Below are 23,766 nucleotides of genomic sequence, written 5' to 3'. Positions count from 1 at the left end.
TCTCGTAGGGGAGTGCTAGGCGGGTGCCAGCGCCTTGTTGAGTACGGCGCGGATACGTTTCTCGGAGACGGAGTAGGCCGTGCCGAGCTCGACGGCGAACAGGCTCACCCGAAGCTCCTCGATCATCCAGCGCACCTGGGTTAACTCCTGGCCCGCACCCCGTCCCGGCAGCAGCGCCGAGACAGCGTCGTCATAGTCGTCCTCGAGCCGCTGCACCACTGCCATATTGAGGGCATCCCGCTGGACGTTTCCGGGCAGGCGTTCCAGCCGCTTCTCAATTGCGGCCAGGTAGCGCGGCAGCTGGCTCAGCTGGGCGTGGCCCGTGCGTGCTACAAAGCCGGGATACACCAGCTGCTCGAGCTGGCTTTTGATGTCGTTCAGTGCGCTGATCAGGGCCAGGCTGGTGGTTCCCTTGAGTTGCTTTTCGATGCGCCGGGTGCTGGACAGGATCCGCTCGACGACGGCAGTGACCGAGAAGACCGTGTCGATCAGTTCCGCGCGCACCACCTCATACAACGCATCGAAGGCCTTGCGGTTCCATGGAAGTTCCACAGGGGTGAGCTTGTCGATGGCCGCCAGCGCGCAGTCTGCGATGAGGGCGGACACCGAACCGTGCGGGTTTTGGCTGAAGGTGAGCTTCTCGGTGTTGCTGAGGTGCTCCAGGACGTACCGGTCAGGCGCCGGAACGCGCAGTGCCAGCAGCCGGATCACGCCGCCGCGCATTGCCTCGGACTGTTCCTCCGCGCTCTGGAACACACGCAGCGACACCGAGGTCCGCTGGTCCACCAGTGCCGGATAGCCGGTGATGGTGTGGCCCTTGACCATGCTGCTCACCTGGCGCTCGATGGTGCCGACAGTCCACTCCGTGAGGCCATCCTGCTCCACAAACCCAGCCGCGGCAGGGGCTTGCGGCACCCGGGCGGCCTCCTGGCGTGTGGCCGGCCCGCCGTCGGACGCCTTCCCGTTGCGCCGCTTGGACGTGCCGGCAGCGCCGGGCGCCGTGGATGCCGGGGTGGCACCGAGCGATTCGGCGATGGCGCGGCGGGTGGCCGGTGCAAGCCGTTCCTGCAGTTCCGCAAGGTCCTTGCCTTCGCCCAGGACCTTGCCCTTGCTGTCCACCACTTTGAAGCTCACCCGCAGGTGCGGCGGGACGGCGTCCCAGTTCCAGGAGCCGGGCGGGATGATGGCGCCCCGGATCCGCCGCAGGGCAAGCTCCAGGGACGGTTCCAACTCGTCCTTGGCGGGATCGAAGTCGGTTTCGAGGACGGCCACCGCCTGCCGGGCGACGTCTGGGGCGGGGACGAAGTTCTTGCGGACCTGCTTGGGCAGTGACTTGATGAGCGCTGTCACCAGCTCCACGCGCTGGCCCGGAATCAGCCACCGGAACGGCGCGTCGTCGAGCTGGTTCAGGAACAGCACCGGCACTTCGGCCGTGACACCGTCGGACGGATCGGGGGCAGAGCCCGGCGCCACGGGATGGAATTCATACGTCAGCGGGAGCTCGAAGCCCTTGTGCAGCCATGTCTTCGGGTACGCCGACTCGTCCAGGTCGTCGGCGTCGTCGCTTAAGAGCAGCGATTTGTCGTAATCCAGGAGGTCGGGGGTGTCCCTGCGGGCATCCTTCCACCATTTGTCGAAGTGCCGCTCGGAGACCACGTCGGGTCCGATCCTGGCGTCATAGAACTCGAACAACGTCTCGTCATCCACCAGCAGGTCGCGGCGGCGCATGCGGGCCTCGAGTTCCTCCACCTCGTGCAGGAGGGCGCGGTTGCGGTGGAAGAACTTGTGGTGGGTTCGCCAGTCGCCCTCCACCAAGGCATGCCTGATGAACAGTTCCCGGGCCACCACCGGATCCACCCGGCCGTAGTTGATGCGCCGCTGCGCGATGATCGGAACGCCGTAAAGGGTGACCTTTTCGTAGGCCATGACGGCGCCCTGCTTGGTGGACCAGTGCGGTTCGCTGTAGCTGTGCTTGACCAGGTCCGGAGCCACCTGTTCGGCCCACAGGGGATCGAACTTTGCGGCCACCCGGGCCCACAACCTGCTGGTTTCCACCAGCTCGGCGGCCATGACGAACGTGGGGGACTTTTTGAACAATGCGGAACCGGGGAAGATGGCGAACCGGCTGCCCCGGGCGCCGGCGTATTCGCGCTTGCGCTCATCCAGGATGCCGATGTGGCTTAGGAGCCCGGAGAGCAGGCTGATGTGGATGCCATCGTGGTTGCCTACGGGGTCGGCCAGGCGCTTGTTGTCCAGCGTGATGCCCAGAGGCCGGGCGAGCTGGCGCAGCTGGGTGAAGAGGTCCTGCCATTCCCGTACGCGCAGGTAGTTGATGAACTCGGCGCGGCACAGCCTGCGGAAGGCTGATGAGGATAATTCCTGCTGCTTCTCCTGCAGGTAGTTCCAGAGGTTGAGGTAGCCGGTGAAGTCGGAATTCTCATCGCGGAACCGGTTGTGTTTTTCCGCAGCCAGCTGCTGCTTGTCGGTGGGACGTTCGCGCGGGTCCTGGATGGTGAGGGCCGCCGCCAGGACCATGACTTCCCGGACGCAGCCCCGTTTTCCGGCTTCCACGATCATCCGGCCCAGGCGGGGATCAACGGGCAGTTGGGCGAGTTTCTGCCCGACGGCGGTGAGCCCGCCGCCTTTGGTTCCGTCCCTGCCGTCGGCTGCTTCCGCCCTGCCGTCCTTGCCCTGCGTGCGTGGGGGAGCAAGGGCGCCGAGCTCGCGAAGGAGGGTGACGCCGTCGTTGATGGCCCGGGTTTCCGGCGGTTCGACGAAGGGGAATTCCTCAACATCCTTGGGGCCTTTCGCCACGCCCATCGCCGTCATCTGGAGGATGACGGCTGCCAGGTTGGTCCGCAGGATTTCGGGGTCCGTGAACCGGGGGCGGGACTCGAAGTCCTCCTCGGAGTACAAGCGGATGGCGATGCCGTCCGACACGCGGCCGCAGCGGCCCGAACGCTGGTTGGCCGATGCCTGGGAGACGCGCTCAATGGGCAGGCGCTGGACCTTGGTGCGGTGCGAATACCGGGAGATGCGCGCCGTACCGGTATCGATGACGTACTTGATGCCCGGAACGGTCAGGGATGTTTCCGCCACGTTGGTTGCCAGCACGATCCTGCGCTTGCTGCCGGGGTGGAACACCTTGTGCTGCTCCTGCAGGCTCAGGCGGGCGAACAGGGGGAGGATCTCGGTGTTGGCGAGTCTCCGGTTGGACTGGATGCGGGACTGCAGGGCCTCGGCGGCGTCGCGGATCTCGCGTTCACCCGAGAAGAACACAAGGATGTCCCCGGGCGCTTCCGCTGCCAGCTCATCCACGGCGTCGCAGACGGCATCCAGGGGATCGCGGTCCTCTTCGAGCTCATCGTCGGAGGCCTCCTCATCGTCCGCGGCCGGCTGCGTGAGGGGACGGTAGCGGATCTCCACGGGGTAGGTCCGGCCGGAGACTTCGATGATGGGTGCCGGATTTTCCGGGGTGCCGAAGTGGTTGGCGAACCGTTCGGGGTCGATGGTGGCCGAGGTGATGATGACTTTCAGGTCCGGGCGCTGCGGGAGGATCCGCTTGAGGTAGCCCAGGATGAAGTCGATGTTGAGGCTGCGTTCGTGCGCCTCGTCAATGATGATGGTGCTGTACTTGCGCAGGAGTCTGTCCCGCTGGATCTCGGCGAGCAGGATGCCGTCGGTCATCAGCTTGACCTTGGTCGCCTTGCTGACCTCACCGGTGAACCGGACCTGGAAGCCGACCTCCTGGCCAATCTCGACGCCGAGCTCCTCTGCGATGCGCTCGGCTACCGTCCGGGCTGCCAGCCGCCGGGGCTGTGTGTGCCCGATGAGGCCCTTCTCACCCAGACCCAGCTCAAGGCACATCTTGGGAATCTGGGTCGTTTTTCCGGAGCCGGTCTCGCCGGCGATGATGGTCACCTGGTTGGCGGCGATGGCGGCCATCAGGTCCTCGCGGCGCTCGGAAACCGGCAGCTCGGCGGGATAGGAGATATGAAAAGTCATGGCTGCAGACAGTCTACTGCCGCCACCAACGGCCCTTTATGCCAATTCCGCCTGCAGCGCAGCCTTCAGCTTTGGGCGTCGGCGTCCGCATCGTCGTCCTGCCCGGGACGGAACGCACCGGCAGATTGCTCGGAGGCAGCCCGTGCGGTGTCGACCAAAATGCGCCACGGGCCCGTAAGGGCCTGTTCAGGCAGGGCAGCCCTCCGCTGCCCTGCCGTGATGGAGTAAATGAAACGGTCCGGCTGCGGAGCCTCGAAGGCGGCGGCCGCGGCCCGCGGGGTGCTGGGGACCGCATCCCACGGGCAGGCCTCCACGATGGGTTGCCACTGGCTCAGGTCGCGGTCTGTCTGGGCGTCCACCGTCCACACCCTTGTCATGGCCGCGATCCCGCCGGTGCGCTCCACCTTGATCTTCATGGCCTGGCCCCTGGGCTTCCATTTGGCCCCGCGGCCACGAGCGGGCCCCAGGGCAGCGGTTAAACCTTGACCTTTACAGTTTCCCACGCGGCCCCTACGGCGTCATGCTCCCGCGAAGCGGCGCCGAAAAGGTCGGCGGCGGCACGCATTGTGGCGCGGGCAAAAACCGTGAAGGTTGCCGCGGCCGGCAATGAGCCATTGGTCAGGGTCTCGTACCAGATCCGGCCGGGCGCCTCCCAGGCACAGCCGCCCAAGGCAGACGCCACCTGGTAAAAGGCGCGGTTGGGGATGCCGGAGTTGATGTGGACTCCACCGTTGTCTGCGCTGGTCCGGACATAGGAGTCCATGGAATCGGGCTGCGGGTCCTTGCCCAGCACGTCGTCGTCGTAGGCGGTCCCCGGTGCTTTCATGGACCGCAGGGCGAGGCCCTGGACCTTGTGGGTGAAGAGGCCTTCGCCGATCAGCCAGCTTGCCTCCGCAGCTGACTGGTTTTTCACGAACTGCTCCACGAGCGCGCCGAAGACGTCCGACATCGATTCGTTCAAGGCACCTGCCTGGTTCCGGTAGGCAAGGCCGGCCGAGTATTGGGTTACCCCGTGCGCCAGTTCGTGTCCAATGACGCTCAGCGACTTGGTGAAGCGTTGGAAGACGTCACCGTCACCATCGCCGAACACCATCTGGCTGCCGTTCCAGAAAGCGTTGTCGTACAGCTTGCCGAAGTGCACCGTGGCGTCCAGCTTCAGCCCGCGCCCGTCAACCGAATCCCGTCCGAAGGCGTCCGCATAAAGGCGGTGCGTGTGCCCCAGCCCGTCGTAGGCTTCGTCCGCGGCGGGATCGCCGGTGGCGGGCCCGCCTTCGCCGCGTACAAGCCTGCCCGGGAGCGTTTCCTCCCGGCCCGCATCATAAATGGTGCGGCTGACGGGACCTGGTTTTACCTGGCGCAGTCCGGGCGGGAGTGCCGGCACAGCCTGTGCGCGGGCGGCCTGGAACGACTCGACGTGGCCCAAGGCGTTCCTGGCAGCGTTTGCCGCCGATGAGAATCCGGGCGCATCCTGCTGCGCGAGCCGCCGCAGCAGGTAGGGCGGAACGATGGAACAGAACTGAACGTGCATGGCGTACTCCCTCAGCTAGGTGTTTTCAGCCTATGAGGGGCCACCGACAATCAGTGGCAGGCCCGCCTCAGGGAATTTATTGGCCTGCCGGGCGCTGCAGCGCGCTCCGGTGGGTACGGTAGGCGCATGGCTCAAACCGAAACCCCCGCCAAGTCCGGCTCCACGCTGCTGACGGTCATCGTCGCCTTCGCGGCCAACACGCTCGTGGCCGCGGCGAAGACGGTGGCGGCTGTCCTCTCCGGTTCCGCCTCGATGGCCGCGGAGGCTGCACATTCCTGGGCAGACACCGGAAACCAGGTCTTCCTGTTCTTTGCCGAGCGGCGGTCTTCCCGCCCCCGGGACAAGAGCCATCCCATGGGCTACGGCCGGGAAGCCTACGTCTGGTCGATGTTCGCCGCTTTCGGTCTGTTCACCGCCGGCGCGGTGGTGTCGATCATGCACGGCGTCCAGCAGATTTTTGAGCCGGAACCCGCATCGGACTTCGTGGTGGCCTACGTGGTCCTGGGCGTGGCCTTCGTCCTGGAAGGGATTTCGTTCGCCCAGGCCTTCCGGCAGACCCGGAAAGCGGCCCATGAGCTGGAACGGCACACGCTTGAACAGGTCCTCATCAGTTCAGATCCCACCCTGAGGGCAGTCTTCGCCGAGGATGCGGCGGCGCTGATCGGCCTCGTCGTGGCCTTCGTGGGCGTGTTCCTGCACCAGGTCACCGGATCACCGCTGCCGGATGCGATCGGTTCGATCGCCGTCGGCGTGCTGCTCGCCGTCGTCGCCGTCGTACTGATCGACCGCAACAGGCGCTTCCTGGTGGGGCAGGGCGTCACACCCGACATTGAACGGTCCATGGCCCGCCGTGTGCTGGAGCACCAGGACATCGCCCGGCTCACCTACCTGCACCTGGAATTCGTTGGCCCGCGCAAGCTGTACCTCGTGGCGGCCGTGGATCTCCAGGGGGACCACCCGGAGCACGAGGTTGCGGTGGTCCTGCGGCGGATCGAGCGCGAGCTGGAGGACCACGAAACGGTGGAGGAGGCTGTGCTCACCCTGGCCACGATGGACGAGGCAGCGCTGCGTTTCTGAGGGCACACGTCCCGCTCAACAAACGAAACCCCGCCGCTTCAATGAAGCGGCGGGGTTCTTTGGTGCCCTCGATAGGATTCGAACCTACGACCTTCTGCTCCGGAGGCAGACGCTCTATCCCCTGAGCTACGAGGGCAATCCGGATATCCTGCCGTTCCCGGCGGGACGTCCTAGAGCTTAGCAGGAAGGTGCCCTGCAAGGGAAAACCGCCTCCGGCGCCGGCTCCGGAGGGCCGGAAAGGCGGGCTCAGTAGCCCGAAAAGGAGTCCGTCCGCACCCGGCGCGCGCCTGCACGGCCGGCTGCACGGCGGAGTGCCGCCACGCTTGCGGGGGAGCCGGAGACGTAAACGTCCCGCCGGGAAATATCGGGTACCAGTGCGGCAAGGGCCGCTCCGTCCAGTCGGCCGTCCGCACCGAAGCTTCCGGCGCCAGAGAGGCTGCCGGCGGCAGGGGCCAGGCCCGACGGCGGCACGGACCCGTCTGCGAGCCGCACCAGCACGCGCACTCCGGAACTCCGTAGTTCCTCCGCGTAGGCCACCTCCTCATTGCTCCTGGCCAGCACCAGGATCACCGCGTCCCGTTCCTGCAGCGCACCCGAGGCCAGATACGAGATGAACGGTGTAATTCCGATTCCCGCCGCGACAAGAAGCACGGGCCGGCGCGGATCGCGTGGCAGGACGAAGTCCCCGCCCACCGCCGTGGCAGCCACCTCATCGCCCGGCCGGAGCGCCAGCAGCGCCTCCTTCGCCGCAGACAATGACCCGTCCGTCCGCACGCCAAACTTCACCAGGCGGCCGCCTGGGCCGCCCGCAAGGCTGAAGACCCGGCGTCGTCCTTTTCCGTCCGGCTTGGCCTGGGGAAGATCCAGCTCCATGTACTGCCCGGGAAGGAAGCGCACCGGCCGGGCAGGTTCGAAGGAGAACTCGGTGGTGGCGGGCGTCAGCGGGCGGGCGCCGGCGAAGCGGAGTTTCACGGCTCCGCGCTGGCCCGCCAGGAAGGCCAGCAGGTTGCCCGCAAGCAGCGCTGCCTCCGGTGAATTGGCAAAGATTCCCAGGTTCCAGGGGACCGCGAAGAGCACGCCCACCAGTGTTGCGAGCGCCAGCTGCTGCCAGCGCCGTGGCGGCAGCGTCAGGGGCTCGGTGAGCATGAATCCCACAAAGAAGAGCACCGGCCGCTGGGCCAGGGCCTGCCAGGCGCCCATCCCCGCTGTCATGCCGGCGCGAAGCAGCTCGAGCATGATGATGGCAGTGGCCACCGCCGTAAACAGCGACGCCATCAGGAGCTTGCGTGTCCGGTACAGGACCAGCAGCACGCCGGGGACCAGCAGCCAGAGCATGGCGGGCGTCGCTGCCCACCACGTGGCGATGTTCAGTCCAGTGAGTCCGGTGGCGAAGGCACCTGCGGCGGCTGGGTTGAAGATGTGCCGGCCACGCCACGCCAGGGTGTATTTGGACGCGGACGCCAGGATGCAGGCCAGCGCCACTCCTGCCAGGTCCATCGACTGCAGGGACGGCCAGAACAGGAAGTAGAGCAGCAACCCGGTGATAAGCGCCGACTCCGTGTGGGGCCGGACCCGGAAGAGCGCCGCCATGGCCCTGTTGGAGGCATAGGTCAGGGCCAGGCACAATGCCAGGTGCGCCAGCATTTCCGGGATGCCGAACGTCAGCCAGCCCAGCACGTTCAGCAGCAGGCTGTAAGCGGCCAGTGCCGACAGGACCAGCAGGACAAGCCGGTACATGGTGAACCTGCCGACGACGGTCTCCACGCGCCCGGCCAGGTAATGCGCAGGGCGGGCTTGGGGTGCTTCCACAGGGTTCATGAAAACAACGCCCCTTCAAATCCGGCGGAATAGGCGGCGCTGCCGTCGGAAAAGACGGTCAGCCAGGAGAAGTCGAAGGTTTCCTGCAGCGTTGCCCCTGGCACGAAGAAGAGCGCCGTGGCGAGCGCGTCAGCCACCAGGGCGGTGTCTGCCAGCGTCCAGGTGGCGACGGCGGTGCGCACCGGGTGGCCGGTGGTTCCGTCCAGCACGTGGTGAAGTCCGTCGCCCCAGGCACGGCGGTTGGCGGCGGAAGCACAAAGAGCCCGGCCGTCCAGATGGATCATGCCGATCGCCTGCTCCGGGTTGTAGGGATGTTCGAGCGCTACGCTGACGGGTCCTGCGCCGCGGGCCAGGAGGTCGCCGCTGGCATCGATGAGGAACTCACCCATTCCGGTGGCCTCAAGTTCCGCCGCCAGGAGGTCCACCAACAGTCCCTTGCCGGCGGCGCCGATGTCCAGTACCACAGGGGTGCTGGCGGTCAGGACTGTTCCGGACCAGCGAAGGACCGCCTCCCATTTTGGCGCCGGGAGGGGCGGGCCGGCGGGCAGGAGCGAATATGCTGCGTCATACCCCAGACGCTCAAGGCTGCCGCCAATCAACGGCGTCATGGCCCCACCGGTAAGCCGATAGAGCCGGCCGTACAGCTCGCCGAGCGCGGCGGCCTCGCCGGGAAATTCATACTGCCCCGGCTCCCTGGCCAGTTCCCCGACCAGCGAGTCGGAGCGGAAACGGGACCAGTCGGCGTCGAACTTTTCGACCCTGTCCAGCAGGCGCCTGCGAACGGACGCCGGCAACGGCAGGGGAGTGCTGACTGCCCAGCCGGTGCCGATCCCCTGAAACGAGAAGTCCTCCCAGTCCGCCACGGGCACCGCCTACTGCGCCTCGGACTTGATCTTCTCCACTGCCTGGTTGAAGCCTCCGCTGGTCAGCGAGGAACCGGCAACCTTGGAAACGTTCAGTTCATCGATGTTCTTACCCACCACCTGGGCTGCAATGCCACCGGCAAACTGGCCCTGGAACTTCCGCGTGTTCGGATTCGACGGGTGCTGGGTGATCTGCACGTCCGTGACCTTTCCCGCGGCAAGGGTCAGCTGGACGCCCACGGTTTCGGTGCCGTTGGGCGAAACGTAGTTTCCATCGGCGTTGTAGGTGCCGTCCTTGTACTCGGCCCCGCTGGCGGCCAGGGAGGAGGATCCTGGGGTGGGTGCCGGGGCGTCGGCGGGTGTGCTGTCGGCGGACGAGGGTGCGCAGCCGGCAACGGTTCCCGCCAGCGACAAGCCGGCGATACCGGCAAAAAGACCGTTGCGGACTGCGTGCATGGATGGGCTTTTAGGGCTGGAGGGTCTCATGAAGGCTCTCGATTCACTTTCGGGGCGGTACCGGATCACCGATGCCGTGCGGCAGTGGCTATGCTCTAGTCAACGCCGGATGCATGCGAATGGTTCACGTATGGCGGGGCTCACTCCTTTCCGTGACGCCGGGCGCAGTCACGGCCGCCAAATTCTTTGCTGTCACTGGCCCCCGGTAGGCTAGAGGGGTGACTCCCGAAGAACTTTCCCTCGCCATATCCGCCTGCCTCAAGGACGCCGTCGCCGCCGGCGATATTGCCCTTGCTGTATCAGCCATTCCGGCTGACGTGCGCGTGGAGCGACCCAAGAACCGGGAGCACGGTGACTGGGCCACCAACATTGCCCTCCAGCTCGCCAAGCAGGCGGGCACCAACCCGCGCGAGTTCGCCTCCATCCTCAGCAGCCGGCTCAAGGCCATCGACGGTGTTTCCGCCGTTGACATCGCGGGCCCGGGCTTCCTGAACATCACCGTGGACGCCGCAGCCGCCGGTGCCCTGGCGAAGGCCATCGTCGAGGCCGGCCCGGACTACGGAACCAACACAGCGCTCGCGGGGCACACGGTCAACATGGAGTTCGTCTCTGCCAACCCCACCGGTCCGTTGCACATCGGGCACACCCGCTGGGCCGCGCTGGGCGACTCCATCGCGCGTGTGCTGCGCGCTTCCGGCGCCGATGTTACGGCCGAGTACTACATCAACGACGCCGGCTCGCAGATGAACACCTTCGCCAACTCCGTGTACTCCCGGCTGCATGGCCTTCCCGTGCCGGACGGCGGCTACCCCGGCCAGTACATCGCCGATCTGGGACATGAGGTACTTTCGGCGCATCCGGACATCCGGGAACTCACCGAAGTTGCCGCCCTGCCGGTGATCCGCGCCGCCGCCTACGAAGCACAGATGAAGGACATCAAGGCCACGCTGGCAGACTTCGGCGTCGCGTTCGACGTCTTCTTTTCCGAGCAGGAACTGCACGACGCCGGCGCCATCGAAAGTGCCGTGGCGCGCCTGCGCGAACAGGGCCACGTGTTCGACGACGGCGGGGCGGTCTGGCTGCGGACCACGGACTTTGGCGATGACAAGGACCGCGTGATGATCCGCGCCAACGGCGAGCCCACCTACTTCGCCGCCGACGCCGCCTACTACCTGTCCAAGAAGGACCGCGGCTTCACGGAGAAGATCTACCTCCTGGGTGCCGACCACCACGGCTACATCAACCGGCTCAAGGCCATTGCGGCCGCTGCAGGCGACGATCCCGAGGTGAACATCGAGGTGCTGATCGGCCAGCTGGTGTCGGTCAACGGAGCAAAGCTGTCCAAGCGTGCCGGCAACATCATCGAGCTCAAGGACCTGATTGACTGGCTGGGCAAGGACGCCGTCCGCTATTCGCTGGCGCGTTTCCCGGCGGATTCGCCCTTGACCCTGGACCCGGACCTGCTGAAGAAACACAGCAATGAGAACCCTGTGTTCTACGTCCAGTACGCCCACGCACGTTCGCGCGGCGCTGCGCGCAATGCCGTTGACGCAGGCGTGGAGCGCACTGTGGACGGCAAGGACAGCTTCGACGCTTCCCTCCTGGACCACGCAACCGAAAACGAGCTGCTGTCCTACCTGGGCAGCTACCCGTCGATTGTGGCCAAGGCCGCGGAGCTGCGCGAACCGCACCGGGTGGCACGGCACCTCGAGGCCATCGCCGGCGCGTACCACCGCTGGTACGACGCATGCCGGATTGCCCCCATGGGTGAAGAACCCGTCACCGACCTGAACCGCACCAGGCTCTGGCTCAACGACGCCACCAGCCAGGTACTGGCCAACGGCCTTGACTTGCTTGGCGTCTCCGCGCCGGAACGGATGTGATTCCCATGCCTGCACAGGACACCAACCCTGCATCTCCGCTGGCCCCTGAATGGCTTTCGGTCCCGGCCGACCTGAATGTCCTGGAGCCAAAGATGTGGGCCAAGGATGCCGGCCGGAACGAGGCCGGTGAACTCACCCTGGACGGCGTTCCCGTGAGCGACCTCCAGCGGAAGTACGGCACCCCGCTGTTCGTTATGAGCGAGAACGATTTCCGGGCCCGGGCCCGGGCCTTCAGCGATGCATTCAACGATGCGTTCGCGGACATCTGCGGCGGAGTGGACGTCTACTATGCCGGCAAATCGTTCCTGTGCACCGCCGTGGTGCGGTGGGTCGAAGAAGAGGGACTGCGGCTGGACACCGCCTCCGGCGGTGAGCTCGCCGTCGCGGCGAAGGCCGGGATTCCTGGTGCCGACGTTGCCCTGCACGGCAACAACAAATCCGACGGCGAGATCCACCGTGCGCTGGACATGAAGCTCGGCCGGATCGTGGTGGACAGCCTGAGCGAACTGGTCAGGGTGGGCGCCATCGCCGAACGCCGGGGGGAAGTGGCCAAAGTCATGCTCCGGCTCACGCCGGGCGTCCATGCGCACACCCACGAATTCATTGCCACGGCCCACGAGGACCAAAAGTTCGGCCTGTCCATGGCCGCCGACACCACTGACCAGGCCGGCGTCTCCGCTGCCGAGGAGGCAGTGGCGGCGGCAGCTGCGCACCCCGCCATCGAACTGCTGGGCCTGCACTGCCACATCGGCTCGCAGATCTTCGAACCGGACGGTTTCGCCCTGGCCGCGCAGAAGCTCCTGCGCTTCCTGGCCGGCATGCAGGAAAAATACTCCATCATCATGCCGGAACTGGACCTCGGGGGCGGCTACGGAATCGCCTACACGCCGGTGGACACGCCCCGCCCCGCAGCGGAGATCGCGAACGCAATGGCCGCCGTCGTGCGTTCCACCTGCGCTGAGCTTGGCATCGACGCACCCCGCATCTCCATCGAGCCCGGACGCGCCATCGTGGGCAGCACCACGTTCACCCTGTATGAAGTGGGCACCCTGAAGACCGTCCACGTGGACGCTCCCGCGGCGTCCGGCGACGGTGACGCGGGCAACAACGTTACGTATCCGCGCCGCTATGTTTCGGTGGACGGCGGCATGAGCGACAACGCCCGGCCGGTGCTCTATGACGCGGATTATTCGGCTGTCCTGGCCTCCCGCACGTCCGGCGCGGCCCCGCAGCTGTCCCGCGTGGTGGGCAAACATTGCGAGAGCGGCGACATAGTTGTTAGAGATGTATATCTGCCCGAGGACGTGGCAGCCGGTGATCTGCTCGCTGTCCCGGGAACCGGCGCCTACTGCTGGGCCCTCTCGAGCAACTACAACTATCTGGCCCGGCCGGGCGTTGTCGCGGTGCGCGACGGATCTGCCCGGCTGATTGTCCGCGGGGAAACCGAAGAAGATTTGCTGAGCCGCGACATGGGAGCCTGAATGACGGAAATGCGAACGCTGAAAGTGGCCCTGCTGGGCTGTGGCAACGTTGGGGCCCAGGTTGCGCGGATCCTCATTGAGGACGCGGACGCCCTTGCAGCACGTACCGGCGCCCGCCTGCAGCTCAGCGGCATCGCCGTGCGCAACGTCAATGCCCCCCGCGACGTGGACCTGCCCCAGGAACTCTTCACTACCGACGCCGACACCCTGGTCAAGGACGCTGACCTGGTCATCGAACTCATGGGCGGCATCGAACCGGCGCGCACGCTGATCCTTTCCGCACTGCGCAACGGCGCCTGCGTGGTCACCGGCAACAAGGCACTCCTGGCACAGGACGGCCCCACCCTCTACGAAGAGGCCGACAAAGCGGGTGTCCAGCTGTCCTACGAAGCCGCCGTGGCCGGAGCCATTCCCATCCTCCGCCCCATCCGCGACAGCCTGTCCGGCGACCGCATCACCCGGGTCCTGGGCATCGTCAACGGCACCACCAACTTCATCCTTGACCAGATGGACAGCACCGGTGCGCAGTTCGCGGACGCCCTCGCAGAAGCCCAGCGGCTTGGCTACGCGGAAGCCGATCCCACTGCCGACGTCGAAGGCCACGACGCTGCCGCGAAGGCTGCCATCCTGGCCTCGCTTTCCTTCCATACCCGTTTCTCCCTGGACGACGTCTACTGCGAGGGCATCACGTCCGTCAGCGCCTCGGACATTGCCGCCGCAAAGGATGCAGGCTTCGTCATCAAGCTGCTGGCCATCGCGGAGAAGTTGGCCGGAGCCGACGGCAACGAAGGCGTCTCCGTCCGCGTCCATCCCACCCTCCTGCCACGCGAACACCCCCTGGCCGCCGTCCGCGGTGCGTTCAACGCGGTGTTCATTGAAGCCGAGAACGCCGGCGAGCTGATGTTCTACGGCCAGGGCGCCGGCGGAACCCCCACCGCGTCGGCCGTCCTGGGCGATCTTGTGTCAGCAGCCCGCCGCCTGGTCCTTGGTGGTCCCGGACGCACCGAAACCACCACCGGCCATGTTCCGGCGCTGCCCATCGATGCTGCCACCACCAGCTACTACATCGGGCTCGACGTCGCCGACCAGCCCGGCGTCCTGGCCAGGATCGCCCAGTTGTTCGCCGAGCACGGTGTCTCCATCGAAATCATGCGGCAAACCATCCACCGCGACGCCGGGTCCAATGTGGAATCGGCCGAACTGCGGATCGTCACCCACCGCGCGTCAGAGGCTGCCCTTGCGGCCACCGTCGAGGCCGTGAAGGGCCTGGACGTCATCAACTCAGTTACATCCGTTCTGCGGGTAGAAGGAGTCTAAGTGGCTCACCAATGGCGCGGAGTCATCCGCGAATACGCTGACCGTCTGCCCGTGACGGAATCCACCAGGGTCATCACCCTGGGCGAGGGCGGCACCCCGCTGGTGCATGCGCAGAAGCTCTCCGAACTCACCGGTTCCGAGGTCTACCTCAAGGTGGAGGGCATGAACCCCACCGGCTCGTTCAAGGACCGCGGCATGACCATGGCCATGACGGCGGCAGTCGCGTCGGGGGCCAAGGCCGTCGTCTGCGCTTCCACCGGAAACACTTCCGCCTCCGCGGCTGCCTACGCAACCGCCGCCGGCCTCAAGTGCGCCGTGCTGGTTCCTGAAGGCAAGATCTCCATGGGCAAGCTCAGCCAGGCCATCGCCCACGGCGCCACGCTGCTCCAGGTGGACGGCAACTTCGACAACTGCCTGGACATCGCCCGCAAGCTGGGGGAGTCCTACCCTGTTTTCCTGGTGAACTCCGTCAACCCCGCCCGCATCCAGGGCCAGAAGACCGGCGCCTTCGAAGTGGTCGACGCCCTGGGCGACGCACCGGACATCCACGTCCTGCCCGTGGGCAACGCCGGCAACATCACTGCGTACTGGAAGGGCTACAAGGAGTACTCCGCTCCCTTCGAATCCGAGACCGCCGGCACCCTGCCCGCAGTGTCCACCAAGACCCCTGCCATGTGGGGCTTCCAGGCCGCCGGGGCAGCCCCCTTCGTTGCAGGCCACCCCATCACCGAACCCGACACGATCGCCACGGCCATCCGCATCGGAAACCCCGCCTCCTGGGACGGGGCCGTGGGCGCCCGTGACGAATCCGGCGGACTCATCGACGCCGTCACCGATGAAGAGATCCTGAACGCCCACCGGTGGCTGTCAGCCAGGGAAGGTGTCTTCGTGGAGCCCGGCTCCGCCGCAGGCGTGGCAGGCCTGCTGAAGAAGCACGCCGCCGGCGAAGTTCCCAGCGGAAAGAAGATCGTCATCACCGTCACCGGCCACGGACTCAAGGACCCCCAGTGGGCCCTGCGCACCGAGGACGGCAGCGACGTCCAGCCGGTCAAGGTCCCGAACGACGTGGTTACCGTCGCCGCCGAGCTGGGACTGGAAGAAAAATAGCCTTGGACACCACCTCGCAGGCCGCTGTTGGACTGCAACTGATTGAGCCGGGCCAGTGCGTCACTGTCCGCGTACCCGCCACCACGGCCAACCTTGGGCCCGGCTACGACAGCCTGGGGCTCGCCCTGGCCCTGCACGACACCCTCACCGTGGAAAGCCTGGATACGGACGAACTCGTGTTCGAGCTCAGCGGCGAGGGTGCCGACACCCTGCCGCAGGACGCCAGCCACCTGGTGATACGCGCCATGGATGCAGCTTTCGAGCGCTTGGGTTACCGTCACGCCGGGCTGAAGGTGACCGCCCAAAACGTCAACCCGCACGGCCGTGGGCTGGGCTCCTCCGCGTCCGCCGTGGTGGCTGCGGTGTCGGCCGCCAACGCCATGGTGCCGGCCGAAAGCCAGCGTGGAAAGGAGTGGATCCTCCAGCTCACCAGCGAACTGGAGGGTCACCCGGACAACGTGGCACCCGCCATTTTCGGCGGACTGGCGCTGTCATGGCAGGACAGTGAGCAGTACAGCAGCACCAGCGCCACCGTTGCCGGAACCGTCATCCCCATCGTGGCAGTCCCGGACTTCGAACTCTCCACCGAAGCGGCCCGCGCACTGCTGCCGGCATCGGTGGGACACCATGCCGCGGCGATGAATTCCGGCCGCGCGGCGCTGTTGATCCATGCGCTGACGCAAAAGCCTGAATTCCTGTTGCCGGGCACGGAGGATTACCTGCACCAGAGCTACCGCGCCGAGGCCATGCGGCCCAGCGCGGCCCTGATCGGCGCGCTGCGCCGGGCCGGGTACGCGGCCGTAGTGTCCGGGGCTGGACCCACCGTCCTGGTCCTGGCCAACGGTGAGCTGCAGGCAGCTGACGCACTGGCTTTCATCCAGGCCTTTACGGCAGAGAACACGCCGGACATTGGCTGGCGTGTGCTGAAGCTCGCAGTGGACGTCGAAGGTGCTAAGGTGGACTTGCACCGGCGGTAATTCCGCCTATCTGATCTGCTCCTGCATTCAGTTGCTATTTGATCTACGACTGTGAATGTATTCCGGTGCCGCCTGCTTGGTCTGTCGCAGGAATCTGCAGCATCCAACTGCCCCTGAACCGTCAGTCCGGCGTTGTGCCATGGGCGCAGCGCAAGGTGAATCAGTATCCGGCCCTGCTGGCCGAAATCCAACCGGCAAGGCCGAACAATCCCGGCTGCAGATCTGAACTGCAGCCCAGATCAAATCATCGCGTCCAGCTCCCAGTCTGGACGCCGTCGAGGGGGAAGGATCCTTCGTGACCGAAACCACTGAGCTGTCACCAGCTGTGGAACACACAACTTCTGCTGCCGAACCAACGGCTGCACCCGCCAAGAGCAGCGGCCTCGCCGGCCTGAAGCTCGCCCAGCTGCAGGCCCTTGCCAGCCAGCTCGGTATCTCCGGCGGATCCCGCATGCGCAAGGGGGACCTGGTCTCGGCCATCTCCGCCCACCGCGCCGGGACCCTCACCGCCAAGGCCCCCGCAAAGTCAGCGGAAAAGGCTCCGGAAAGCACCGTGGCTCCGGCTTCGACCGCACCGGCTTCCGCGGTGGACGCCCCTGCCGCAGAAGCTCCTGCAGCGGAAGGCACCCGTGCCCGTGGGCGTGGCCGCAGCCGCCGCGCCGTCAGTGACGGCGTGGTTGCCCCCGCAGCCGAAGCTCCCGTCGTGGAGACCGCAGCCGCGCCCGCCCCCGCAACTGTCGAAGCGCCGTCGGCCGCTCCTGCGGAAGCACCCGAGGCCACGGAAGGTGCTGCAGAGCGCCGCCAGCCGCGCACCCGCAACCGCCGCCGCAGCGAAGCCCCTGCCGCCTCCGTCCAGGAAGCCCCGGTGGAAACCCCGGCAGAGCAGCCGGCCGCTGAACAGCGTTCCGGCGAGCAGCGTACCGAAGCCCCCGCAACTGAAGCGGGCGACGCCGGCCAGCGCACCGAACGCCGTGAAGGCGGCCGCACCCGTGGCCGTGACCGCGATGCCGACGGCGGCCGCGACAACCAGGGCAGCCGCGAGGCAGGCCAGCGTGAAGGTGGCCGGGATAACCGCGACAACCGCGACGGCGACGATTCGGACGGCGGAAACCGCCGCAACCGCCGCAACCGCCGTGACCGGAACGACCGCTCCGGCGGCCAGGACCGGGACAACTCGCGCAATGACCGCTTCCGGGACCGCAACGACCGCCGCCGCGGCCGCAACCAAGGCCCGGACGTGGACGACGTCGAAGTCACCGAAGACGACGTCCTGCTGCCGGTTGCCGGCATCCTGGACGTCCTGGAGAACTACGCGTTCATCCGCACCTCCGGCTACCTGCCCGGCCCCAACGACGTCTACGTCTCTTTGGCGCAGGTCAAGAAGTACAACCTGCGCAAGGGCGACGCCGTAGTCGGCGCCATCCGTGCACCGCGGGAAGGCGAGGACCGCAGCCAGCAGTCCAACCGCCAGAAGTTCAACGCTCTGGTTCGCGTCACCTCCGTCAACGGCAAGACGCCGGAAGAGCTGAAGGACCGCGTCGAGTTCGCCAAGCTCGTTCCCCTGTACCCGTCCGAGCGCCTGCGCCTGGAGACCGACCCCAAAAAGATCGGCCCCCGCGTCATCGACCTCGTGGCACCAATCGGCAAAGGCCAGCGCGGCCTGATCGTCTCCCCGCCCAAGGCAGGCAAGACGCTCATCCTGCAGTCCATCGCCAACGCGATCACCACCAACAACCCTGAGGTCCACCTCATGATGGTGCTGGTTGACGAACGCCCCGAAGAAGTCACGGACATGCAGCGCACCGTCAAGGGTGAGGTCATTGCCTCCACCTTCGACCGTCCCGCCGACGACCACACCACCGTGGCTGAACTCTCCATCGAACGCGCCAAGCGCCTCGTGGAAATGGGCATGGACGTGGTGGTCCTCCTCGACTCCATGACCCGACTGGGCCGTGCCTACAACCTGGCAGCACCGGCCTCCGGCCGCATCCTGTCCGGTGGTGTGGACTCCGCAGCGCTCTACCCGCCCAAGCGCTTCTTCGGCGCCGCCCGCAACATCGAAAACGGCGGCTCACTCACCATCCTGGCCACCGCGCTCGTCGAGACCGGTTCCAAGATGGACGAGGTCATCTTCGAAGAGTTCAAGGGCACCGGCAACATGGAACTGCGCCTGTCCCGCCAACTGGCCGACAAGCGCATCTTCCCCGCAGTCGACGTCAACGCCTCCGGCACCCGCCGCGAGGAAAACCTGCTGTCGCCCGAAGAAGTCAAGATCATGTGGAAGCTGCGCCGCGTCCTCTCCGGACTCGAGACCCAGCAGAGCCTTGAACTGCTCACCAACAAGATCCGGGAAACCCAGAGCAACGTCGAGTTCCTCATGCAGGTACAGAAGACGACGCTTGGTGCGAAGTCGGATAACGACAAGTAGCTGAGTTACGGGGCGGGGTGCGTATACCTCGCGTGGTTCGCCGCGCGGGTTTTCCGCCCCCGCCTTCGTCGTTCGGTTTTGCCGCCCCCGCCCCTTCGCTGGGCGGCTTACGATCTTCGATCGTTCGCCGCCCAGCTCTGGCAGGCCCGATGCCACTCCCGGGGCGGCAAAACCGAACGCCTCCTCAGCCGGGTCACCTGCCGTGCGCGGAACTGGCCACGGCCACGTCCCGCTTATTACTAGACTTGTACAAGTCGAAAGAGGTTTATAGATGTTTGAGTCCGTACAGGGCCTGCTTGATGAGCATGATGCCATCCAGGCGCAGCTCGGGGATCCTGCTGTTTATGCTGACCAGCGGCTGGCCCGGAAGCTTGGGCGGCGGTCGGCTCAGCTCAATGGCATTGTTGAGGCGTACCACAAGTGGGAGGGCCTCCGGGATGATCTTGCCGCTGCCAAGGAGATGGCTGCCGAGGATCCCGAGTTCGCTGCCGAGGTGCCTGAACTCGAGGCCGCGCTGGAGACTGCTGCGGCCAAGCTTCGCCGCCTGCTCATTCCGCGCGATCCGGACGACGCCCGCAACGTGATCCTTGAGGTCAAGGGCGGCGAAGGCGGCGACGAGGCTGCCCTGTTCGCCGGCGACCTGCTGCGCATGTACACCCGGTACGCGGAATCCCGCGGCTGGAAGACCGAAATCATCTCCGCCACCGAGTCCGACCTTGGCGGGTACAAGGACGTCCAGGTGGCCGTCAAGGGCAACTCCAACGATCCCGCCGAAGGCGTTTACGCGCGGCTCAAGTTCGAAGGCGGCGTGCACCGCGTGCAGCGCGTGCCCGTCACCGAATCCCAGGGCCGCATCCACACGTCCGCCGCCGGCGTGCTGGTCCTGCCCGAAGTGGACGAGCCCGAAGAACTCGAGATCAACCAGAACGACCTCAAGATCGACGTGTACCGGTCCTCGGGTCCGGGCGGGCAGTCCGTGAACACCACCGACTCCGCCGTCCGAATCACGCACCTTCCCACCGGCATCGTGGTGGCCATGCAGAACGAGAAGTCGCAGCTGCAGAACCGCGAAGCGGGCATGCGCGTCCTGCGGGCACGCATCCTGGCACATCAGCAGGAGCAGATCGACGCCGAAAACTCGGCCCAGCGCAAGTCGCAGATCCGCACCATGGACCGCTCGGAGCGCATCCGCACCTACAACTACCCTGAAAACCGGATCGCGGACCACCGCACCGGCTACAAGGCGTACAACCTGGACCAGGTCATGAACGGCGACCTGGAACCGGTCATCCAGTCCGCCATCGAGATGGACGAGCAGGCCCGCCTGGACGCCATCGGCGACTGACCGGAACTACGCCATGATCGAGCCCACCTCAGCGGCGCCGTCCCAGACCCTGGCCGCGGCGGTCCGGGAGGCCGCTGCGCTCCTGGCGGAAGCCGGTGTGCCGAGCCCCCGGGCCGACGCTGAACTCCTGGCTGACCACCTCCTTAACGTAGGGCTGGGGCGACTCCGCTCTTTGATGCTGGGTGACACCCCCGCACCGGAAGGCTATGCCGAACTCGTGGCCGAACGTGCTCGCCGCATCCCGCTGCAGCACATCACCGGGGTTGCGCATTTCCGCTACCTGGAACTGGCAGTGGGGCCCGGGGTGTTCATTCCGCGACCCGAGACGGAGTCCGTTGTCCAGCTGGCCATCGACCGCGTCAAGGGCATGCCGCATCCCCGGATCGTGGACCTGGGGACCGGCTCCGGTGCCATCGCCGGCTCCATTGCCCACGAGGTACCCGGCGCAGAGGTCCACGCCGTCGAATACAGCCCCTTCGCGCACGCCTGGGCAGCTAAGAACCTGGCGCCGCTGGGCGTGAACCTCATCCTGGGGGACCTGCGCGACGCTTTCGCCGAACTTGACGGAACTGCCGACGTCGTTGTTTCCAACCCCCCGTACATCCCCGCCGAAGCCATCCCCAACGAACCCGAAGTAGCCCTGCACGATCCTCCCGAGGCACTGTACGGCGGGGGAGCGGACGGCATGGAACTGCCGACGGCGGCCGCGGCCTCCGCTGCCCGGCTGCTGCGGCCCGGGGGGTACTTCGTCATGGAACACGCCGAAGTCCAGGCGGGCTGGATTGCCGCCATGCTTGCCAGGAGCGGAACCTGGACAGCCATCACCACGCACCTGGACCTGAACGGCAAGGAGCGCGCCACCAGTGCCGTGCTCGCGGACCAGTCCACACGGAATGAAAGAATGGGCCAGTGACCACAACTTATGACTGCACCATTGACGACGAGCGGGCCCGGGGCCTGGAACACGCGGAGCGTGCCATCAGCGAAAAGAAGTGCGTCGTGCTCCCCACGGACACGGTTTACGGCATCGGCGCGGACGCATTCTCACCGCAGGCCGTCACGATGCTGCTGGTATCGAAGGGACGCAGCCGCACCATGCCGCCGCCCGTCCTGATTCCGCGCATCAACGCCCTGGACGGCCTGGCCACCGAGGTGTCGGCGGACGCCCGGAAGCTCGCCGAGGCCTTCTGGCCCGGCGGCCTGACCCTCATCCTGCATGCGCAGCCGTCCCTGGACTGGGATCTTGGCGAAACCAAGGGCACCGTGGCGCTGCGGATGCCCGCCGACGACGTTGCCCTGGAACTGCTGACCCTGACCGGTCCGCTTGCCGTTTCCTCCGCCAACCGCACCGGCCAGGCCCCCGCCCAGACGGCCGCAGCGGCGCGCGAACAGCTTGCAGACTCGGTGGAGGTGTACCTTGAAGGCGGCGCCCGCCCGCTGGAAGGTGAGGCCGGCGTACCCTCAACCATCGTTGACGCCACAGGGCCCGTCCTGCGCGTGGTGCGCACCGGCGCCGTGAGCCTGGACCAGTTGCGGGAGCACGTCCCGGGCGTCCTTGGCCTGGGCGAGATCCCGATGGCTGAAGCGGAACCCGCACCGGAGCAGCAGGCCTCAGGGGATGCAACGGACGACGCCGGTCACGCACCTGCGGTGTCCGGCTCCTCCGCGGTGACGGCTACTGACGCAGAACCGACCACGCCGGCCGGGAACCAGCAGCCTTGATGGCCCTGGACCGCCAGCAGATCCCCGTCCTGGACGTCCACGCGACACCCCTGCGCGTTTCCGAGCTGGTCGAGGAGCTCAACCGGTTCATCGAAGACGGATCAACCCGAACCGTCCTGGGCCATAACCTGCACAGCGTCACGCTCACCTTGTCCGATGACGGCTTCCGCCGCTTATATGAAGAAAGCGACGTGGTGCTCCTGGACGGCGCCCCGGTGCTGTGGCTGTGGGGGAGGACCGGTAACGCCGAGGGCCCAGTGATGGATTACCGGCTGGGTTCCACCGACTGGCTGCCTGCCCTCCACGAGGTGCGCGGCCTGGAGCGGATTGCCGTGATCGGCGCAGGCGCGGAAGCGAACGCGGGCGCCGTCAGCAGGTTGAAGGACATCGTTCCCAGCGCCCATGTCGCCGGCTTCCCGGGGGAGGGCTGGGGACCTGCCCTTGAGGACGAGGTTGTGGCGTGGCTGCACCATGAGCAGCCCCAGTTGGTCCTGCTCGGACTCGGCATGCCACTCCAGGAGGAAGTCCTGCAGCGGCGGCTGCGCGACGTGCCACCTGCCGTCTACTGTGCCGTGGGCGGCGCCATCGAACAGTTGGCCGGTGTGCAGAAACTTGCTCCGCGCTGGCTGGGCAGGATGGGACTTGAGTGGGCATGGCGCCTGCTCCTGCATCCCCGCCGTGTTGCCTATCGCGTGCTGGGGGAGCCGTGGGTCCTGCTGTGGCTGCTGGTTGCCAGGCGGATGAAAAACCGGGGCAGGGCCTAGAACTTCTGGTCCTCCAGCGGAGCGAAGCCCTTGCCGCGAAGGCCGGTGCTGAACGAACGCGCCCAACCCAGGAAGCCCCGCAGGTCGCGACGCTGCAGGAAGTAGCCCAGGTAACCGCCGACGTCGGCCACGAACGATCGCACCCGGAAGTACCGGCGGATGAGGTAGCCCCGGTTCCGGTAGTAATAGAAGCGCTTGAAGGCGGAGTCTGGAACGATTACGTGCCAGCGGGCACCGTAGACATGCTGGGTTTCCGAGAAGGCATGCGGGTGCGTAATGGCGGTGGTGGTCACCGTGCCGAACCGTACCCCCGCCTTGCGGAGCCGGATGGTGAAATCCACCTCGTCGCCGCGGATGAACAGGCGCATGTCGGGCAGGCCGACTTTGAAGAACACGTCTGACCGGATCAGCGCGCCGTTGAAGAAGTGCCCGTCGTCGGGCAGAAAGCCGCGCTTTTCAACCTCCGCGCGGTCGTGCGTGACTTTGCCGTCAAGGCGGAAGAAAAAGGACAGCCGGTCGGGATTTCCGGGCGCTATCACCAAGGGGACCACCGCTTCCAGGTCGCGGGCCTCAGCCTCACGAAGCAGCGTGGCGAGGCATTCCGGATCGGCCGGCTCGGCGTCGTCGTCCATCATCCAGACCCAGCGCGCGCCGCTGGCCACCGCCTTGAGCGCAGCCAGCGCGAACCCGCCGGCGCCGCCCAGGTTGGCTTCGGAGCGGACATAGTCAACGTTGGGGTGCGCCGCCGCCACCTCCGCAGCCGGGGTGGTGCCGCTGTCCACCAGGCAAATGGTGTCCACGTGGCGGCTCTGGGCGTTGATCGACTCCAGCAGGACGGACAGTTCCTTGGGCCGGTCGAAAGTCACGGCGGCAACCGCAATGCGGGGGGTCATGGGGGTCCTTTCCGCATGGCTGCCAGGGAGTTCCCCACCTGTTGTGCGCCCGTGTGGCGCGGAGCCATGGTGCCGGTGGCACTAGTATCTTTGACTAGAGTC

18 protein-coding genes and 1 tRNA gene are annotated in these 23,766 nt (G+C 66.5%); 11 read left to right on the top strand and 8 right to left on the bottom strand.

The genetic code is table 11. From position 1 onward, the window contains the following. Positions 1 to 15: 15 nt before the first annotated feature. The 3 genes from hrpA to LFT49_RS13460 form a co-directional block, all read right to left on the bottom strand. A complete protein-coding gene (gene hrpA / locus LFT49_RS13470) occupies positions 16 to 4,005 on the bottom strand; it encodes an ATP-dependent RNA helicase HrpA (RefSeq protein ID WP_237428498.1) in 3,990 nt (1,329 codons plus the stop codon). Positions 4,006 to 4,070: 65 nt separating this feature from the next. Beyond that, positions 4,071 to 4,421 carry a protealysin inhibitor emfourin gene (locus LFT49_RS13465; RefSeq protein WP_236798807.1) on the bottom strand — a complete coding sequence of 117 codons (351 nt, stop codon included), beginning with the start codon at positions 4,419 to 4,421 and terminating at the stop codon, positions 4,071 to 4,073. Between the two features lie 59 nt (positions 4,422 to 4,480). Further along, on the bottom strand, positions 4,481 to 5,533 hold the full coding sequence (locus LFT49_RS13460) for a M4 family metallopeptidase (RefSeq protein WP_236798806.1): 1,053 nt from the start codon (positions 5,531 to 5,533) through the stop codon (positions 4,481 to 4,483). Between the two features lie 126 nt (positions 5,534 to 5,659). Here LFT49_RS13460 and LFT49_RS13455 point away from each other — a divergent pair, with 126 nt between their 5' ends. Beyond that, positions 5,660 to 6,610 carry a cation diffusion facilitator family transporter gene (locus tag LFT49_RS13455; RefSeq protein WP_236798804.1) on the top strand — a complete coding sequence of 317 codons (951 nt, stop codon included), beginning with the start codon at positions 5,660 to 5,662 and terminating at the stop codon, positions 6,608 to 6,610. A 60-nt stretch (positions 6,611 to 6,670) separates the two neighbouring features. Here the strand turns inward: LFT49_RS13455 and LFT49_RS13450 are convergent. The 4 genes from LFT49_RS13450 to LFT49_RS13435 form a co-directional block, all read right to left on the bottom strand. Next, a tRNA-Arg gene (locus LFT49_RS13450) sits at positions 6,671 to 6,746 on the bottom strand. A 110-nt stretch (positions 6,747 to 6,856) separates the two neighbouring features. After that, on the bottom strand, positions 6,857 to 8,428 hold the full coding sequence (locus tag LFT49_RS13445) for a ferredoxin--NADP reductase (RefSeq protein ID WP_236798803.1): 1,572 nt from the start codon (positions 8,426 to 8,428) through the stop codon (positions 6,857 to 6,859). Continuing rightward, entirely contained in the window at positions 8,425 to 9,297 is an 873-nt protein-coding gene (locus tag LFT49_RS13440; protein ID WP_236798802.1) for an FAD:protein FMN transferase, read from the bottom strand. Before LFT49_RS13440 ends, LFT49_RS13445 begins: the two co-directional genes overlap by 4 nt. A gap of 3 nt (positions 9,298 to 9,300) precedes the next feature. Continuing rightward, a complete protein-coding gene (locus LFT49_RS13435; protein ID WP_237428497.1) occupies positions 9,301 to 9,747 on the bottom strand; it encodes an FMN-binding protein in 447 nt (148 codons plus the stop codon). Between the two features lie 218 nt (positions 9,748 to 9,965). Here LFT49_RS13435 and argS point away from each other — a divergent pair, with 218 nt between their 5' ends. The 10 genes from argS (at position 9,966) to LFT49_RS13385 (ending at position 22,771) form a co-directional block, all read left to right on the top strand. Further along, a complete protein-coding gene (gene argS, locus LFT49_RS13430) occupies positions 9,966 to 11,630 on the top strand; it encodes an arginine--tRNA ligase (protein ID WP_236798798.1) in 1,665 nt (554 codons plus the stop codon). Between the two features lie 5 nt (positions 11,631 to 11,635). Then, positions 11,636 to 13,111, top strand: coding sequence for a diaminopimelate decarboxylase (gene lysA / locus LFT49_RS13425; protein WP_237428496.1), 1,476 nt, complete (start codon positions 11,636 to 11,638; stop codon positions 13,109 to 13,111). Next, on the top strand, positions 13,112 to 14,428 hold the full coding sequence (locus LFT49_RS13420) for a homoserine dehydrogenase (protein WP_236798795.1): 1,317 nt from the start codon (positions 13,112 to 13,114) through the stop codon (positions 14,426 to 14,428). Further along, complete coding sequence (gene thrC, locus LFT49_RS13415; protein ID WP_236819978.1) at positions 14,429 to 15,535, top strand: threonine synthase; 1,107 nt, start codon at positions 14,429 to 14,431, stop codon at positions 15,533 to 15,535. Between the two features lie 2 nt (positions 15,536 to 15,537). After that, the gene (thrB, locus tag LFT49_RS13410; protein WP_237428495.1) at positions 15,538 to 16,512 is read left to right on the top strand and encodes a homoserine kinase; all 975 of its coding nucleotides are present in this window, start codon (positions 15,538 to 15,540) and stop codon (positions 16,510 to 16,512) included. A gap of 295 nt (positions 16,513 to 16,807) precedes the next feature. Next, positions 16,808 to 18,940 carry a transcription termination factor Rho gene (rho, locus tag LFT49_RS13405; RefSeq protein WP_236798788.1) on the top strand — a complete coding sequence of 711 codons (2,133 nt, stop codon included), beginning with the start codon at positions 16,808 to 16,810 and terminating at the stop codon, positions 18,938 to 18,940. Positions 18,941 to 19,211: 271 nt separating this feature from the next. Then, positions 19,212 to 20,285, top strand: coding sequence for a peptide chain release factor 1 (gene prfA, locus LFT49_RS13400; protein WP_236819975.1), 1,074 nt, complete (start codon positions 19,212 to 19,214; stop codon positions 20,283 to 20,285). Between the two features lie 13 nt (positions 20,286 to 20,298). Continuing rightward, positions 20,299 to 21,198 carry a peptide chain release factor N(5)-glutamine methyltransferase gene (gene prmC, locus LFT49_RS13395; RefSeq protein ID WP_236798784.1) on the top strand — a complete coding sequence of 300 codons (900 nt, stop codon included), beginning with the start codon at positions 20,299 to 20,301 and terminating at the stop codon, positions 21,196 to 21,198. Further along, positions 21,195 to 22,007, top strand: a complete 813-nt coding sequence (locus LFT49_RS13390; protein WP_236798782.1) for an L-threonylcarbamoyladenylate synthase — start codon at positions 21,195 to 21,197, stop codon at positions 22,005 to 22,007. The genes prmC and LFT49_RS13390 overlap by 4 nt, the downstream gene beginning before the upstream one ends. Next, positions 22,007 to 22,771: a WecB/TagA/CpsF family glycosyltransferase gene (locus tag LFT49_RS13385; protein ID WP_236798779.1), complete on the top strand. Its 765-nt coding sequence runs from the start codon at positions 22,007 to 22,009 to the stop codon at positions 22,769 to 22,771. Before LFT49_RS13390 ends, LFT49_RS13385 begins: the two co-directional genes overlap by 1 nt. On the opposite strand, the gene LFT49_RS13380 is transcribed toward LFT49_RS13385, so the two are convergent. Then, complete coding sequence (locus LFT49_RS13380; protein ID WP_236798778.1) at positions 22,768 to 23,664, bottom strand: glycosyltransferase; 897 nt, start codon at positions 23,662 to 23,664, stop codon at positions 22,768 to 22,770. The two genes, LFT49_RS13385 and LFT49_RS13380, sit on opposite strands and share 4 nt — an antisense overlap. Positions 23,665 to 23,766: the final 102 nt, after the last annotated feature.

This window comes from Arthrobacter sp. FW306-06-A, from assembly GCF_021870055.1.
In the GTDB taxonomy this organism is placed as follows: Bacteria; Actinomycetota; Actinomycetes; order Actinomycetales; family Micrococcaceae; genus Arthrobacter.
The sequence above is the reverse complement of the archived record's forward strand: the minus strand, read 5'-3'. Positions and strand labels throughout refer to the sequence as shown.